Genomic DNA, 15,262 nt, shown 5'->3' with positions numbered 1-15,262 from the left:
AAAAGCGAGCTGTGCCCGGTCGGACAAATAAAAAAACTGCAGACAATGTTTTGTCTACAGTCTGAACCGCCGAAACTTCGACGGTTTTTATCTTGTCCGGGCATCGAGCCACGCTCTGTCGATGGCACCGAACTGTTTCGCGGTGATGACGCCAGACTCATCGAGCACGTACGTCGTCGGCATCGCTTGGATGCGGTATCCGTTCGCAACGGCCCCGTCTCGATCATAGACGACTTCGAACGCATCTTCATACGGGGCGACGAACGATGTGGCGTCTTCGACATCCCGTTCACTCGTCGTCGTATTCACAGCGACGATCGTCACCTCATCGGTCGAGCGGGCGAACGCGGCCATATCGGGCATCTCGGCGCGACATGGGGGGCACCACGACGCCCAGAAGTTGATGACGACGCGTTGTCCGCGCAAATCTTCCAATCGGAACGTACTGCCGTCTGTTCGCTTCAACTCGAAGTCCGGGGGCACTTGACCGATGTTCAATCCGGACGTTGCGGTCGCCTCGAGCGTCGGTGTCTGGTCGGGCAGACTCGCATTGATGATGGCGAGCGCGACGACGATGCCGAGTGTGAGTTGAACGGCTTTTCGCGTGGGGCGGGCGAGGGTCGTCGCAAGCACGACTAGACCGATAAACAATCCGAGCGCCCACATGTGCCACGTCCCGGTCGCGCCCTCACGTAACACCCAGATGAACATCGCGCCGGTGATCGTCCAGACGAGCGAACCGCGCGACGGCGTCCGCATCCAACGCCACGTCAACAGCATCAACACGACAATGAGCCCGGCCGTGTATAGGTGGAGCGGTTGGAGTGAAGCAAAAAGGGGGAACGCGGCATAACGCGGGACGGCGAGCGTCATCCCGAGCCATAAGACGAGACCGGACAACGCCCAATAGCCGTAAAGCTGCTTGTCGAGCCGAAAGACGAACAGTCCGATGACGAATGCGGCGATGGCGATCGACCAATTCCCACCAGTGGCGTATAAGGCGAGTGACAGGCTGCCGGTCGAGACGAGGCCAATCAAGACGGCGCTGCCTTTCCAAGCGAGGAAGCCGACGAACCATGTGCCGAGGACGGCGTCCCGTTCTTTTTCCGTCAACCCGATTTTTCTAAAGCCGATGTATAACAAGAGCAGGCTGACCATGAAGACGAGCAGGTCGAGCCGGATATTCAATGGACCGATTGCAATCACATCATCCCTCCTAGAGAAAAAGCGCCCAGACGAGTGGGCGCTTTCTTTGTTTGTAGTATAGCATTAGCGAATTTGTTCTGCATTGAGGACCGTCTTCATCGCACCGTAGCCACCGAGGATGTTTTGGATATCCTTGTAGCCGAGCGATTGAAGGACGCTCGCAGCCATCCGTGAACGGACACCGGACGCACAGTGAACGGCAATCGTTTGGTCTGTCGGGAGACCTTCGTGGTCGCGTGCCAATTTACCGAGCAAGATGCGTTCGGCTTTCTCGTAGTGGCTCGCGTTCCATTCCGTCGCATTCCGGACGTCGAGGACGAACACATCGCCTTTTTCTGCAGATTCGATGGCTTGCTCCGCTGTCACATCCGTGTACGTTTCCGTCAATAGCTCTTGACCGAGCTCTTCGACTGGGACGACGAAGCGGAGGCGGTCGAGACCGATCGATTGGAGATCTGTCTGCACTTGATCGACGTCTTCCGCGCTCGCGATGAGCGTGATGTCTTTGTCGAAGTTGACGAGCCAGCCGGCCCATGAGACGAATTTCGTGTTGTATGGGATGTTGATTGTGCCTGGGATGTGTCCTTTGGCAAACTCTTCCCCTTTACGTGTATCGACGACTTGCGTCTCTTCGACGAGTGTGTCGAGGCGGTCCGTGCCGACGACTTCTGGACGAGCAATCATGTTCGTCACTTGGATGCCTTCTTTGTTCACTTTCTTCATCATCGCGAAGTAGTTCGGCGGCTCTGGTTGGTCCGTCGTCAACTCTTTGATGAACGCGTCTTTGTCTGTCATTTGAAGCGCCCAGTTCGTCGCTTTCTCGTAACCGACCGTCGACGTCGGGATGGCGCCGAGCGCTTTTCCGCAAGCGCTGCCGGCACCGTGGCCCGGCCAGACTTGGACGAAGTCAGGGAGAGCTTTGAATTTCTTGAGCGAATCGAACATTTGCTCGGCGCCGATTGCGGTCGTGCCTTTCACACCGGCTGCCTCTTCGAGAAGGTCAGGGCGACCGATGTCGCCGACGAAGACGAAGTCGCCTGTGAAGATTCCCATCGGTTGCGTCTGGTTGCGGTCGTAGAGCAAGAATGAGATATGTTCCGGCGTGTGACCTGGTGTGTGCATGACTTCGAGCGTCACGTAACCGACTTTGAACGTGTCGCCTTCTTTGACGAGTTGTGAGTCGATGTCTTTCGCGAACGCGTATTTCCACGAAGCGTCGCCTTCATCTGACAAGTACGCTTTCGAACCAGTGCGCTTGGCGAGCTCGAGTGAGCCTGAGACGAAGTCGGCGTGAATGTGTGTCTCGGCCGTGGCGACGATTTTCATGCCTTCTTTTTCGGCTTCCTGCAAATAAGGTGTGATGTTACGTGCCGGGTCGATGACGACGGCCTCGCCTGTCATTTGGCAACCGACCATATATGAGGCCTGTGCTAATTTTTGATCATAGAAATAACGTAATAACATATGAAATACCCCCTAAGAATAGTTGACTGTGAATGATTGTGGTTCTTGAAATGGATCGAAAAGAGCGTTAGACCGTTTCGCCCGTCCAGCTCATCATGCCGCCGTCGACGTTGACGACGTCAAATCCGAGCGAGTCGAGATAAGCGGAGGCGTTCATGCTACGACCGCCTGCTGCGCAGATGACGTGAATCGGTTTTGAACGGTCGAGCGCTTCGACGTGTTCCCCAAATTCAGACAGTGGAACATTTTTTGCCTGCTTGATATGGCCCCCTGCATATTCATCGGTCTCGCGAACGTCAATCAAGTTGATCGTCTCATCGGCCTTGAGCAACGTTTCAAGTTCAGTTGTCGTAATCGTCTTCATGTGGTGATCGTCTCCTTTTTTAAATCAGGTTTGGCAACGAGAATCTTTCGTTGGCTTTAATATACCCCCTAAGGTATACTGAGTGCAAGTAGAAAGATTGGAGGCTAAAAAAATGCATAAACTCGTGATGTTGGTGTCATTTTTAGTAGTTGGCACCCTTTTAATCGTACTATTCACATCTAATAAGGGAAAAATTACTAAAATTGACGTTGAAACATTACAAAACAGATTGGAAAACGAAGATATAACGTTGATTGACGTACGAGAAGTGGGAGAATACGAGGGGGGGCATATTGAGGGGGCGGTGAACGCACCACTTTCTTCATTAAATGCGACCGAATTACCTCATGTGAAAGACGAACCGATTTACATCATCTGTCGTAGCGGAAACCGAAGCGCCCAAGCCGCTCAGATTTTGAGCGACCGCGGCTATACGGAAGTGTATGACGTCACCGGGGGCATGATCGCCTGGGAACAGAAATAGAACTTACTTTTCGTAAGTAGGGAACTGGAGGATTGTTTTATGGAGTTAGGGTTTATCATCACTATCTTTTTAATCGGGTTCATCGGGTCGTTCATCTCGGGGATGGTCGGTATCGGCGGTTCGATTATCAAATATCCGATGTTGTTGTACATTCCGCCGCTCCTCGGCTTTGCGGCGTTCAGCGCGCATGAGGTGTCCGGAATTAGCGCGATTCAAGTGTTCTTCGCGACAATCGGAGGCATTTACGCATACCGAAAAGGCGGCTATCTAAACAAACAGCTCATTCTTTTCATGGGTGTGGCTGTCTTGATCGGTAGCTTTATCGGCGGATACGGGTCGACACTCTTGTCGGAGAACTTGATTAACGTCGTCTATGCGGTGCTCGCGACGATTGCGACCGTCATGATGTTCATGCCGAAAAAGAATGTCGAAGATTTACTGCTCGATGAAGTGACGTTCGACAAAGTCATCGCGGCCGGCTCGGCGTTCGTCGTCGGGATCGCCTCAGGCATCGTCGGGGCCGCCGGAGCGTTCATCTTGATGCCGATCATGCTCGTCGTCTTGCGCATCCCGACGAAGATGGCGATCGCGAGCTCGCTTGCGATCACGTTCATCTCGTCCATCGGGTCGACGGCCGGCAAGATTATTACCGACCAAATCGTGTGGGAGCCGGCTGTCATCATGATTATCGCCAGCTTAATCGCTGCGCCGCTCGGGGCGAACGTCGGGAAAAACATGAAGACGAAGTCGCTCCAGCTCATCTTGGCGCTCCTCATTTTGGCGAGCACGGTCAAGATTTGGCTCGACATCGTCGGGTAATTGAAGTCAGGCTGTCGAACTTTGTTCGGTAGCCTCAGACTGTAGACAAAACATTGTCTGCAGTTTTTTTATTTGTCCGACCGGGCACAGCTCGCTTTTCTGGGGGCAAGCAGGGAGCCGCATCGCTTAACGCTGCTGGGTCTCCCTTTGCTTGCTATTCCCCTAGAAGTCTCGCCGTGCCCTTGGTCGGTCCACGCATCCATCCCTCATTTCGTACCCTCGCCCCTTTTTTATAATGAGAAGTGGAGAACCCGTCATGGAGGCGATGCTACCCTTTGCCGCCCTCAATCTCAAGAAGATGGCAGGCTTGGCATGGAAGAAAGCCCAGCTCGCCTGAACAGGGTCTCGGGCAGAGCGCCTCAAGGCCAGAAAACGAAAAAGTCACGTTTCAGTTCGCCTGAAACGTGACTTTTTCAACAATCTGAGGCTATCGAACTTTGTTCGGTAGCCTCAGGCTGTTGACGAACCCATTCGCAAAAAGCGGATGGGTTCGTCTTTTTTTGTGCCCCACGAGCTCGAGGCGCTCTGCCCGACATAAAATTGAAAAAATGCTATGTAGACTGTCGTTTTCGGCCAACAGGTTGGCGCGGTCCACCGCCTCATTCCCCCGATAGAACGTGAAGCGGAGACCGTGGAGCTTCTTCCCGTCGGCGAACGAGCGCTCCACCGTTTGTCGCACGGAACGGATGTTGAACAGCGGGCCGAGGAGGATGATCTTGATGAGGATCTCGGGGTCGGTGCCGGGCTGTCCGGTGTTCCAGTACAGCGGTGCTCATCCGACGGCGCCGTAGACTCCTAAGGGATCAGCGAGCGGAGGGAGACCCAGCAGCGTTAAGCAATGCGGCTCCCTGCTCGCCCTAGGAAAGCGGAGGCGCCAAGAGGATGAGCGAAAACATTCTTTTGTCAACAATCTGAGGCTACCGAGCTTTGTTCGGTAGCCTTTTTACATACATGTGGAAGGTGTACAACGATTTCACACAGTCTGTTCAGTTGAATTAAGTTCAAGAGAACGTTAAAATACGATTCATACGTCCGTGCATTCAATCGTGAGTTCACGATTTGAACAATATAAATGCTTATGTGGATACATGTAAGAATCATGATGAAGGAGTGTTTTTCAATGAATCATATGAATCCACCGAAAGGGAGGATGGCGCGATTCCGTCAGGCGGCAGCGAACTCGTTCCGGACGCATCGTCTGTTCTGGCTATTCACGCTACTGTTGTGGACGAAATCGACGATCGCCTATCAGTTCTTCTTTAACATCCCAATCGATAACGCGATGCAGTCGTTCATCCTGCTTATCAACCCGCTCAGCTCGACGCTGTTCTTGTTCGCGTTCAGCTTCTTCTTCAGCGGGAACAAACGCAAGTGGGCCCTCTACATCTTATACGCGGCCTCGTCGCTCATCTTGTTCGCCGATACGACATATTACCGAGAGTTCACGGATTTCTTGACCGTGCCGGTCTTGTTCCAATCGTCGAACATGGAGACGTTGTCGTCTTCGTTCTTCTCACTGCTCCAGTGGAAGGACTTGCTCATCGTCGGTGACTTGATCGTCTTGCCGTTCTTGCTTTGGAAATTGAATGAGACGGGCAAGGCGTCGCGTAAACGCGTCATCGCCACGTTCGTCGCGGCAGCGGCCATGTTCGGTTTCAACTTGGCGCTCGCCGAGACGGAACGTCCGGAACTCTTGACGCGCTCGTTCGACCGCGAACTGCTCGTCAAAAATCTTGGGACGTTCAACTTCCACGTGTACGACGCGATGCTCCAGACGAAGACGTCGGCCCAAAAAGCGATGGCGGACGGGTCGGAGTTGGCGGAAGTCGAGCAATACACGCGACAAAACTACGCTGCGCCGGACCCGGAGCTGTTCGGGAAGTATAAAGGCAAGAACGTCATCGCCGTCTCGTTCGAGTCGGCCCAAAACTTCACGAACCATATGAAAGCACCGAACGGCGAATACATCACGCCGAACTTGAACAAACTGATTGAAGAATCGCACTTCTGGCCGAACTTCTACCATACGACCGGCCAAGGGAAGACGTCGGACTCTGAGTTCGCCCTCGACAACTCGCTCTTCGGGTTGCCGCGCGGCGGGGTCTACTTCACGAACGCCGACAACGAGTACAACGCGTTGCCGGAGCGAATCAAGCAAGAAGGGTACCATTCGGCCGTGTTCCATGCGAACAACAAATCGTTCTGGAACCGTGACCAAATGTACGCCAACATCGGCGTCGATTCGTTCTATGACCAAGACTATTACGACTTAGGCGACCCGGCCGATATGACGGAATGGGGACTGCTCGACGATGAGTTTTTCTTACAGTCAGTGCCGATGATTGAAGAGCTCCCGGAGCCGTTCTTCGCGAAGCTCATCACGCTCACGAACCATTTCCCGTTCACGATGCCGAGTGAGGAGCATGAGCTCGTACCGAAGTTCGAGACGAACTCGACGACGCTCAACAACTTCCCGCAGGCGCTCGCCTATCAGGACTATGCGCTCGGATTGTTCATCGACGAGTTGAAGGCGAACGGCATGTGGGACGACACGATCTTCATCGTTTACGGCGACCATAACGGCATCTCGACGAACCATAACGCCGCGATGGCCGACCTGCTCGGGAAAGAAGAGATCACCCCTTATGACGTCGCGAAGTTACAGCAAGTACCGTTCGCGATTCACTTGCCGGGACAAGAAGAAGGGGTCGTCCATGACGGGATTGGTAGCCAAATCGACATGAACCCGACAATCCAGCATTTGCTCGGAATCGATACGTCGGACCAAATCGGCTTCGGGAACGACTTGTTCGCCCCAGAGCGGAACGATCGCGCCATCTTCCGAGACGGGACGATGATCACGAAAGAGCACGTCTTCACGCAGTCGATGTGCTATGAAGCGGAGACGGGCGAACTCGCAGCCGAACCGGAAGCATGTGAGCCACTCGAAGAAGAGGCGAATCGCGTCCTCGAGATGAATGATGCGATCATCTACTCCGATTTGCTCCGATTCAGAGAACAGAATGAATGAAAAAAGAGAGAGTCCCATCTCTCTTTTTTTGTGGTCTTGAATCAAGATGCGGACGAACGTGGTAAGATGACAAGAGTCATAACAGGAGAGAGTGAAGCGAATGGAGTATACGGGAGAACGGGTCATTCCCGATCGGATGAGTCCGATGAACGGGATGTTGCTCGAACACATTGCCCGCTATCAGTTTTCATTATTGTATTTGAACGGGCGCGTGCTCGACTTCGCGACCGGGAGCGGCTACGGCGGTCAATTGATTGCGAAGACGTTGAAAGGGACCGTGCAGGAAGTCGTCGGCGTCGACGTATCCGAGACCTCGATTGCTTATGCGAGAGGGCGGTACCATCATCCGAACGTCACCTATCTCGTCGGGGACGTGCTCGACCGGACGCTACCGGAGTGGCTCGGTCAATTCGACTGCATCGTCAGTTTTGAGACGATTGAACATGTCGCGGACTTTGAGTGCTTCATGGAAAACGTCTGGACGATGTTGAAACCGGGTGGGACGCTCGTCTTGTCGACGCCGTTCGGACAAGGAATTGGGCAGCCGACGAATGAGCCGTTTCATGCCCATCAGTTCACAGAAGCGGAGTTTGAGGCGCTGTTCGAACCGTTCACATCGGTCGACTACTACTATCAACGAGGTGTCCTCGTGGAACCGAAACGCCCGAGCCGACATTATCCGTTTGGGATTGCGGTCGCGATAAAATGATGAAACAAAAAGCCCGATGAACAGGTCATCGGGTAATGAAATAGTAGAGTAGCCCGAGCCCGAGAAAGGCGAGCGGCAATAAAATGATATAAATCCAGGACACCATCGACCAACTCTTTTTCTGACTGTACTCGGACGTGTCTTTCCTGAGCCCGACCATGATCGTGAAGACGAGGGCAATCAGGCAGACGAGGAGCGCTAATCCAATTGTGAGGTACATGTTGTCACATCCTTCATAAATTCTTCATACGTTTAGCATAGCTGAAAACAAACCGGAAAAGCCTCTGAAATGTTGGGATTGTGTGTCCAACAGTCAGAGGCTTTTGTCACGATTTCGTCTGTTCGATATATGCTTCGGCCGCATCGATTGGAATGCCGAGCGTCTCATGGATGACGGTTAACGCGCTCTCATTCCGCTTGTCTGTTTCGGCGGCGACACAATCTTGCGGTACGTGGAGCTCATACTCGCGCATGTACCCGTCATTCGCCGAGAAGAGGATGCAGATGTCTGAGGCGACACCGGTCATGACAATCTTTTCGACATCGAGTTGCCGCAGCAAAATGTCAAGCTGCGTCCCGTAAAAGGCGGAATGGCGCGGCTTGATGATGAAATACTCTTTGTCTTCCGGCGCGATGCGTTTTGCGATGTCGCGTCCGTTCGATGATTCGACGTGACGGACGATGTCCTCCGTACTGTCTTTCCACTGTCCGAAGTTGTCGTTACAGTAGATGACCGGTAAGTCATTGTCTTTGAAGTGACGTTTCAACTGTAAAATCGGTTCGACAATCGGTTCAGTGTGGCGCAGCAGGTCGTCCCCGCCGACAAAGTCGAAGTCGTTGAACATGTCGATGATGAGCAGTGCCGTCTTTCGCATACGTCTCCCTCCTAATGAAGTTTCTTTATAGTAGGGGAGTACCACTCCATCCGACCGTTTAACCGTTATTCGGCGAACGTTTTACTACGGAACATAAACGCCGTGATGATGTAGAAGGCGACGACATGGATGAGAACGTAGAGGGCGGAGAACCAAATCGTCACGTCCATCGTTTCCATGAAGCCTGGACTTTGGTAATAGACGGACAAATCGGTGTGCAAGAAGACGATCCATTTGGCGATGGCCGGCTTCCACGTGATGAGGAGACCGCCGATCATCGTCGACAGGAAGTTCGCGAGCACGGTGAAGCCGATGACGACGCCGGTCGATTTGAAGACGACCGAGAACATGAGCGTCAGAAAGATGACGAACACGCCGCTCGACACGCTGAGCAACAAGTTACGGAACTGTTCGAACGTCAAGTTCCCATCGAGCGTGAGCGCGAATCCGTACGTCACGGCCAAGATGAAGATGAACTGGGCGAGCATGATGAGAAGGGCCGCCAACAGTTTTGATAAGAGGATCCGGTCCCGCGAATACGGGCTCATGAGCAAATGTTTCAACGTGTCGTACTTCAGCTCATTCCCGATCATCTCGGCGGTGAAGACGATCGTGAAGATGCCGAGGAACGTCATCGCGGCCATCGCGGCGAAGTTGACGAACGTCTCGGCATCTCCGTCACCGCGGACGAGGACGTACGTCAAGATGATGATGGCCGTATACATACCGAGGGCGATGAACGGTTTAATCGTTCGGCGCCATTTCATAAATTCATTGGCTAGTAATGAACGCATTGTTCGTACCTCCTTCTTTTTTCGTCACTTTCAAGAATTGCTCCTCGAGCGTCTCGTGCTTCATGCCGATTTGATAGACGGACAAGCCACGGTCGACGAGCTGTTTCAATAGATGCGGAATGTCGCGCTCTGGGCGCGGAACGAGGAACGTCTCCGCCGACTGTTGGACAATCTTGACGTCGTCGAAGGCGAGCGCCGCCACGTCGAGCGCATCGTTCATGTGAGCCCGGTCCACTTTGCATAAAATGACACTTTCCGTCTGGAGTTCCCCGTCGCCACCTTGGACCGACTTGATTTGACCTTGGTCGATGATGGCGAAACGGTCCGTGATCATCTCCATCTCACTGAGCAAATGGCTCGAAATTAAAATGGCGATGCCACGGTGATCGGCGAGGTGCCGTAAGTATTGACGCAAGTCGGCGATTCCGGCCGGATCGAGCCCGTTCGTCGGCTCGTCCAAGATGAGCACTTTCGGGTTATGGAGGAGGGCGCGGGCAATCCCGAGTCGTTGCTTCATCCCGAGCGAGTATTGCTTCACTTTCATATCGAGTTTCGTCTCGAGCCCGACGAGTGCGCCGAGGGCGTTCAAATCGACTTTTTTAAGTCCCGGGATGAGATTCATCGCGTGAATCAAGTTTTCCCGACCCGTCAAATACGGATAGAAGGCCGGGTTCTCGACGATGGCTCCGATGCGACTGAGCGCTTGTTGACGATCGGTCGCGACGTCGAACCCGTCGACGGTCACCGTCCCATGTGTTGCGGGCATCAGACCCGTGATGATGCGAATCGTTGTCGTCTTTCCAGCTCCGTTTGGCCCAAGGAATCCGAAAATCTCACCCGGGACGACTTCAAAGCTGACGTTCGTCAATACGTTCGCTTTCCCCATTTTTTTGTGTACGTTTTGTACGGTTAACATGCTGTCACCTAGCTTTCGTTGAGAGTATTTACCAACTTGCTTACAACGGTATTACGGAGCAGCCTGAAACAAGGTTTCACCTTTTTTTGAAATCGATGAAACGGACGAGTCGGTTCACAATTTATTGATAAGGAAAACTTATTGAAATAGTATGGACGAATTGTGAATTTGAATGGGTCTTTCGAGTTGGAAAGGTGTAGTATGGAGGGGAGAGTAAGAGGCAAGATTTGGCTCTTTATCTAGTACGAATCAGAAGGATGAACTGCTTCGTGCTTAATGTTAAAATGAAAGCGTTCACACATAAGGGCGTTTAGGAACGGATAGGGGGATTTATTCAATGGGAGAGTCGTCGAACGGTCATGAGGCGTTACAATCATTTTACGGTCCAAACTTAGGCTATATCGTTGAATTGTACGAGCAATATTTGGAAGACCCAGAATCAGTCGATGCGGAGACGCGTCGCTATTTCGACGAGCATGGCGCACCGGAAACGGCGGTGCCGGAAACGCCGGTCGCGTCGTTTGATTTAGAGAAAGTCGTGGCAGCGACACGGCTGGTCAATGACATCCGGGCACTCGGCCATAAGGCGGCTGACATTTACCCGCTCAAAGACCATCCGCGCGAGCACGGCTTGTTTGCGTTTGACCGCTACGGGTTAGAAGAAGCGGACCTCAAACAGATCCCGGCCCACTTGTTGTCAGAAGACGTGCCAAAACAAGGAGCGACCGCTCTCGAGCTCGTCCGCCACTTGCTCGACGTGTACACGGACACGGTCGCCATCGAACTTCGTCACTTAGACGATATGGAAGAGAAACGCTGGATTCGTCGCCGGATTGAACAAGGCGCGCTCAAAGCGAAACTATCCAAAAATGAGAAAATCGAATTGTTCGAGCGACTCGCGGAGACCGAGTTGTTCGAATCGTTCCTTCATAAGACGTACGTCGGTCAAAAACGGTTCTCGATCGAAGGACTTGACGCGATGGTCCCGCTCCTTGACGCGATGGTTGGAGGACTCATTTCAAGCGGTTCGGAACACATCAACATCGGTATGGCGCACCGCGGACGTTTGAACGTGCTCGCGCACGTGCTCGGGAAGCCGTACGAGATGATTTTCGCCGAGTTCCAACACGCGCCGAATAAAGAGCTGATCCCGTCGGAAGGTTCAATCGGAATCAACTTCGGTTGGTCGGGTGACGTGAAGTATCACCTCGGTCTCGACCGCAGAGTGCTCGAAGAGAAGAAAGAGGTACGATTGAACCTCGCGAACAACCCGAGTCACCTCGAGTTCGTCGGTGCCGTCGTCGAAGGGTACACACGTGCCGCACAAGACGACCGCTCGGAAAAAGGGATGGCCGTCCAACACGACGACAAAGCGGCATCGATTCTCATTCACGGGGATGCCGCCTTCCCGGGCCAAGGCATCGTCGCCGAGACGCTCAACATGACGAACTTGAACGGCTATCGCACGGCCGGCACAGTCCACGTCATCGCCAACAACACGATCGGCTTCACGACCGACCCGAGCGATTCGCGTTCGACGCGTTATGCGAGCGATATCGCCAAAGGATATGAAATCCCGGTCTTCCACGTGAACGCGGACGACCCGGAAGCGTGTATCGCCGTCGCCAAGCTATGCAGTGAATACCGTGCCAAGTTCCATAAAGACATCCTCGTCGACCTCGTCGGTTACCGCCGCTACGGTCATAACGAGATGGATGAGCCGATGAACACGAACCCGGTCCTCTATAAAGCGATCAAAGGCCACCAATCGGTCCGCCACGTCTACGCCGACGCACTCATCGCCGAGGGCGTCATGACGAAAGAGGACAAAGCGACGATTGAACAGTCGATTGAAGACCGACTCAAGTCGGCCCGTGACCTCGTCCCTTCAGAAGAAGAGGATTCGGACATCGTCATGCCGGAAGCCGTCTTCAAAGGGTTCCCGTCGGTCGAGACGGGTGTGAAACGAGAAGTCTTGAAACAAATCAACGACGAGCTGCTCGAATGGCCGGAAGGGTTCGGCGTGTTCCACAAACTGCAAAAAGTGCTCGACCGTCGCCGTGAGGCGTTCGGGGAGAACGGAAAAGTCGATTGGGGCCATGCCGAGACACTCGCCTATGCGTCCATCATCTCGGACGGCACACCGGTCCGCTTGAGCGGTCAAGACTCGGAGCGTGGGACGTTCGCGCAGCGTAACATCATGTTGAACGATGCGGAGACCGGGAAGAAGTTCTCGCCACTGCATCATCTATCGACAGCGAACGCGTCGTTCTCGGTATTCAACAGCCCGCTCTCAGAAGGCTCGGTGCTCGGCTTCGAATACGGCTACAACGTCTTCGCCCAAGACACGCTCGTCTTGTGGGAAGCGCAATATGGCGACTTCGCCAACTCGGCGCAAGTCATGTTCGACCAGTTCATCTCGGCCGGACGGGCCAAATGGGGACAAAAGTCAGGTCTCGTCATGCTGTTGCCGCACGGGTACGAAGGTCAAGGGCCGGAGCACTCGAGCGCACGGATGGAGCGTTACTTGACGCTCGCCGGCGAGAAGAACTGGACGGTCGCGAACCTCTCGACCGCCGCGCAATACTTCCACATTTTACGCCGCCAAGCGTTGATGCTCGGCACCGAACAAGTTCGTCCGATGATTATCATGACGCCGAAGAGCCTGCTTCGTCATCCGCTTGCAGCCTCGTCGGTTGAAGAATTGTCAGACGGCACGTTCTGCCCGATCGTCGAACAGCCAGGGTTAGGTGAACAGACGGACAAAGTCGAACGGCTCGTCTTCTGTTCCGGGAAGATGGCGATTGATTTGCAAGAAGCGACGATGAAGTCCGAGGAGTCGCTCGATTTCCTTCATATCATCCGGGTCGAAGAGATTTACCCGTTCCCGGTCCGTGAAATCCGTGAAGTCGTCAGCCGCTATCCGAACGCGAAGGAAATCGTCTGGGTCCAGGAAGAGCCGAAGAACATGGGTGCCTGGACGTATATCGAGCCACGTCTCGAAGCGGTTACAACGAACCGGTTGAACGTCCGTTACATCGGCCGTCGCCGTCGTTCGAGTCCGGCCGAAGGGAATCCGACAGCCCATAAACAAGAACAAGCGCGCATCATCCGCGAAGCCATCTCGCGTGACGCCGTCTCGGCTGCTGCCGGCACGAGCACATACCAAAAAGATCGTAAATAAGTTAAGGGGGAACTCATTGTGATCGAAATCAAAGTACCGGAGTTAGCAGAGTCCATTACGGAAGGAACGGTCGCCTCATGGCTCAAACAGCCAGGCGACCATGTCGAAAAAGGGGAAGCCATCGTCGAGCTCGAGACAGACAAAGTCAACATCGAGGTACCGGCCGATGAATCGGGTGTGTTAGAAGAAAAACTCGCCGGGGAAGGCGACACGGTCCAAGTCGGCCAAGTCATCGCCCGTCTCGGTTCGGGGTCAGGCGGCGGCACGGCTGTCGCGACGAAGACGAAGACGGAAGCACCGGCCGAAACGGCTCCAGCTCCGGCTGAGCCGAAAGTCGAAACGGTCGGGGAAGCGAAAAAAGTCGAACGACGTGAAGAGCACGTCGCGAGCCCGGGCAAAGGGCCAATCGCGACACCGGCAGCGCGTAAGCTCGCCCGTGAGAAAGGCATCGACCTCACGGCGATTCAAACGAATGATCCGATGGGTCGCATCAACGTCCATGACGTGACGAGCCACGAATCGAAACCTGCGCCTGCGCCGAAGCAAGAAGCGCCGAAAGCACCAGCGGCGGCACCACAACCGGCAGCGAGTGGGAAGGAAGAAGAGCGCATCAAGATGACGCGCCGTCGCCAGACGATCGCGAACCGCCTCGTCGAAGTGCAACAGACGGCGGCAATGCTGACGACGTTCAACGAGATCGACATGTCAGCCGTCATGGCGCTCCGCAAACGCCGTCAAGAGAAGTTCGTCAAAGACAACGACGTCAAACTCGGTTTCATGTCATTCTTCACGAAAGCGGCCGTCGCGGCCCTCAAACGGATGCCGTACTTGAACGCCGAGATTCAAGGAAACGAGATCGTCTTGAAGAAGTACTATGACATCGGCATCGCCGTGTCGGCACCAGACGGCCTCGTCGTCCCGGTCGTCCGTGAAGCGGACCGTAAAAACTTCGGGGAGATTGAGAAGGATATCCTTCACCTCGCCGACAAGGCCCGTAACAATAAGCTTGGGCTTAGTGACCTCACAGGCGGCACGTTCACGATCACGAACGGTGGCGTGTTCGGCTCGCTCTTGTCGACACCGATCTTGAACGGCCCACAAGTCGCCATCCTCGGGATGCACTCGATTCAACTCCGTCCGATCGCCATCGACGCGGACACGATGGAGAACCGCCCGATGATGTACGTGGCGCTCTCGTATGACCACCGGATCGTCGACGGTCGTGAGGCCGTGACGTTCCTCAAACACATCAAAGACATGATTGAAGACCCAGAGCAGTTGTTGTTCGAAGCGTAAGGGGATAACGCCTAAGGGAAGGATGCATCCAGAGCGATGCGTCCTTCCCTTAGGCCATGAAAAAAGTGTGAGTCGATTTTTGTGGATTAGGATAGCGCTTTCGATATAATGGAGACGACA

At 54.0% G+C, this 15,262-nt stretch carries 14 protein-coding genes; 6 read left to right on the top strand and 8 right to left on the bottom strand.

The window, feature by feature from the left end; genetic code table 11:
- Positions 1–87: 87 nt before the first annotated feature.
- The 3 genes from KB235_RS12725 to KB235_RS12715 all read right to left on the bottom strand — a co-directional run bounded on the left by KB235_RS12725 (position 88) and on the right by KB235_RS12715 (position 3,034).
- On the bottom strand, positions 88–1,206 hold the full coding sequence (locus KB235_RS12725; RefSeq protein WP_211779838.1) for a TlpA family protein disulfide reductase: 1,119 nt from the start codon (positions 1,204–1,206) through the stop codon (positions 88–90).
- A 63-nt stretch (positions 1,207–1,269) separates the two neighbouring features.
- The gene (locus KB235_RS12720; protein WP_211779837.1) at positions 1,270–2,670 is read right to left on the bottom strand and encodes an MBL fold metallo-hydrolase; all 1,401 of its coding nucleotides are present in this window, start codon (positions 2,668–2,670) and stop codon (positions 1,270–1,272) included.
- Between the two features lie 67 nt (positions 2,671–2,737).
- Positions 2,738–3,034, bottom strand: a complete 297-nt coding sequence (locus KB235_RS12715; protein ID WP_034804381.1) for a rhodanese-like domain-containing protein — start codon at positions 3,032–3,034, stop codon at positions 2,738–2,740.
- A gap of 112 nt (positions 3,035–3,146) precedes the next feature.
- Between KB235_RS12715 and KB235_RS12710 the strand changes: the two genes are divergently transcribed.
- Complete coding sequence (locus KB235_RS12710; protein WP_246514218.1) at positions 3,147–3,518, top strand: rhodanese-like domain-containing protein; 372 nt, start codon at positions 3,147–3,149, stop codon at positions 3,516–3,518.
- Between the two features lie 39 nt (positions 3,519–3,557).
- Entirely contained in the window at positions 3,558–4,337 is a 780-nt protein-coding gene (locus tag KB235_RS12705) for a sulfite exporter TauE/SafE family protein (RefSeq protein WP_211779836.1), read from the top strand.
- 427 nt (positions 4,338–4,764) lie between these two features.
- Here KB235_RS12705 and KB235_RS15780 read toward each other — a convergent pair whose 3' ends face one another.
- The gene (locus tag KB235_RS15780; protein ID WP_276514432.1) at positions 4,765–5,103 is read right to left on the bottom strand and encodes a transposase; all 339 of its coding nucleotides are present in this window, start codon (positions 5,101–5,103) and stop codon (positions 4,765–4,767) included.
- Positions 5,104–5,457: 354 nt separating this feature from the next.
- Here KB235_RS15780 and KB235_RS12695 point away from each other — a divergent pair, with 354 nt between their 5' ends.
- Positions 5,458–7,368, top strand: a complete 1,911-nt coding sequence (locus KB235_RS12695) for an LTA synthase family protein (RefSeq protein ID WP_211779835.1) — start codon at positions 5,458–5,460, stop codon at positions 7,366–7,368.
- A gap of 100 nt (positions 7,369–7,468) precedes the next feature.
- Positions 7,469–8,077 (top strand): class I SAM-dependent methyltransferase, encoded by a 609-nt coding sequence (locus tag KB235_RS12690; RefSeq protein WP_211779834.1) that lies wholly within the window; start codon positions 7,469–7,471, stop codon positions 8,075–8,077.
- A 25-nt stretch (positions 8,078–8,102) separates the two neighbouring features.
- Here the strand turns inward: KB235_RS12690 and KB235_RS12685 are convergent, their stop codons facing one another.
- From KB235_RS12685 to KB235_RS12670, 4 genes are all read right to left on the bottom strand, one after another.
- Positions 8,103–8,297 carry a hypothetical protein gene (locus KB235_RS12685; RefSeq protein ID WP_211779833.1) on the bottom strand — a complete coding sequence of 65 codons (195 nt, stop codon included), beginning with the start codon at positions 8,295–8,297 and terminating at the stop codon, positions 8,103–8,105.
- Between the two features lie 106 nt (positions 8,298–8,403).
- Positions 8,404–8,952, bottom strand: coding sequence for a cysteine hydrolase family protein (locus KB235_RS12680; protein ID WP_034816492.1), 549 nt, complete (start codon positions 8,950–8,952; stop codon positions 8,404–8,406).
- A 65-nt stretch (positions 8,953–9,017) separates the two neighbouring features.
- Positions 9,018–9,746, bottom strand: coding sequence for an ABC transporter permease (locus tag KB235_RS12675; RefSeq protein WP_211779832.1), 729 nt, complete (start codon positions 9,744–9,746; stop codon positions 9,018–9,020).
- Complete coding sequence (locus KB235_RS12670; protein ID WP_034804367.1) at positions 9,724–10,662, bottom strand: ABC transporter ATP-binding protein; 939 nt, start codon at positions 10,660–10,662, stop codon at positions 9,724–9,726. The genes KB235_RS12675 and KB235_RS12670 overlap by 23 nt, the downstream gene beginning before the upstream one ends.
- 337 nt (positions 10,663–10,999) lie before the next feature.
- On the opposite strand from KB235_RS12670, the gene KB235_RS12665 reads away from it, so the two are divergent.
- Both KB235_RS12665 and odhB read left to right on the top strand, forming a co-directional pair.
- The gene (locus KB235_RS12665) at positions 11,000–13,846 is read left to right on the top strand and encodes a 2-oxoglutarate dehydrogenase E1 component (RefSeq protein WP_211779831.1); all 2,847 of its coding nucleotides are present in this window, start codon (positions 11,000–11,002) and stop codon (positions 13,844–13,846) included.
- 18 nt (positions 13,847–13,864) lie between these two features.
- Positions 13,865–15,142 (top strand): 2-oxoglutarate dehydrogenase complex dihydrolipoyllysine-residue succinyltransferase, encoded by a 1,278-nt coding sequence (gene odhB, locus KB235_RS12660; RefSeq protein ID WP_211779830.1) that lies wholly within the window; start codon positions 13,865–13,867, stop codon positions 15,140–15,142.
- Positions 15,143–15,262: the final 120 nt, after the last annotated feature.

The organism is Exiguobacterium alkaliphilum (genome assembly GCF_018138125.1).
GTDB classification, from domain to species: domain Bacteria; phylum Bacillota; class Bacilli; order Exiguobacteriales; family Exiguobacteriaceae; genus Exiguobacterium; species Exiguobacterium alkaliphilum.
Note: the sequence above shows the minus strand (reverse complement) of the source record. Positions and strands in the feature narration are given on the sequence as shown.

Coding starts and splice junctions, on each gene's coding strand:
- KB235_RS12720 (WP_211779837.1), bottom strand. CDS start 2,670: ATGTTATTACGTTATTTCTATGATCAAAAATTAGCACAGGCCTCATAT.
- KB235_RS12715 (WP_034804381.1), bottom strand. CDS start 3,034: ATGAAGACGATTACGACAACTGAACTTGAAACGTTGCTCAAGGCCGAT.
- KB235_RS12710 (WP_246514218.1), top strand. CDS start 3,147: ATGCATAAACTCGTGATGTTGGTGTCATTTTTAGTAGTTGGCACCCTT.
- KB235_RS12705 (WP_211779836.1), top strand. CDS start 3,558: ATGGAGTTAGGGTTTATCATCACTATCTTTTTAATCGGGTTCATCGGG.
- KB235_RS12695 (WP_211779835.1), top strand. CDS start 5,458: ATGAATCATATGAATCCACCGAAAGGGAGGATGGCGCGATTCCGTCAG.
- KB235_RS12690 (WP_211779834.1), top strand. CDS start 7,469: ATGGAGTATACGGGAGAACGGGTCATTCCCGATCGGATGAGTCCGATG.
- KB235_RS12685 (WP_211779833.1), bottom strand. CDS start 8,297: ATGTACCTCACAATTGGATTAGCGCTCCTCGTCTGCCTGATTGCCCTC.
- KB235_RS12680 (WP_034816492.1), bottom strand. CDS start 8,952: ATGCGAAAGACGGCACTGCTCATCATCGACATGTTCAACGACTTCGAC.
- KB235_RS12675 (WP_211779832.1), bottom strand. CDS start 9,746: ATGCGTTCATTACTAGCCAATGAATTTATGAAATGGCGCCGAACGATT.
- KB235_RS12670 (WP_034804367.1), bottom strand. CDS start 10,662: ATGTTAACCGTACAAAACGTACACAAAAAAATGGGGAAAGCGAACGTA.
- KB235_RS12665 (WP_211779831.1), top strand. CDS start 11,000: ATGGGAGAGTCGTCGAACGGTCATGAGGCGTTACAATCATTTTACGGT.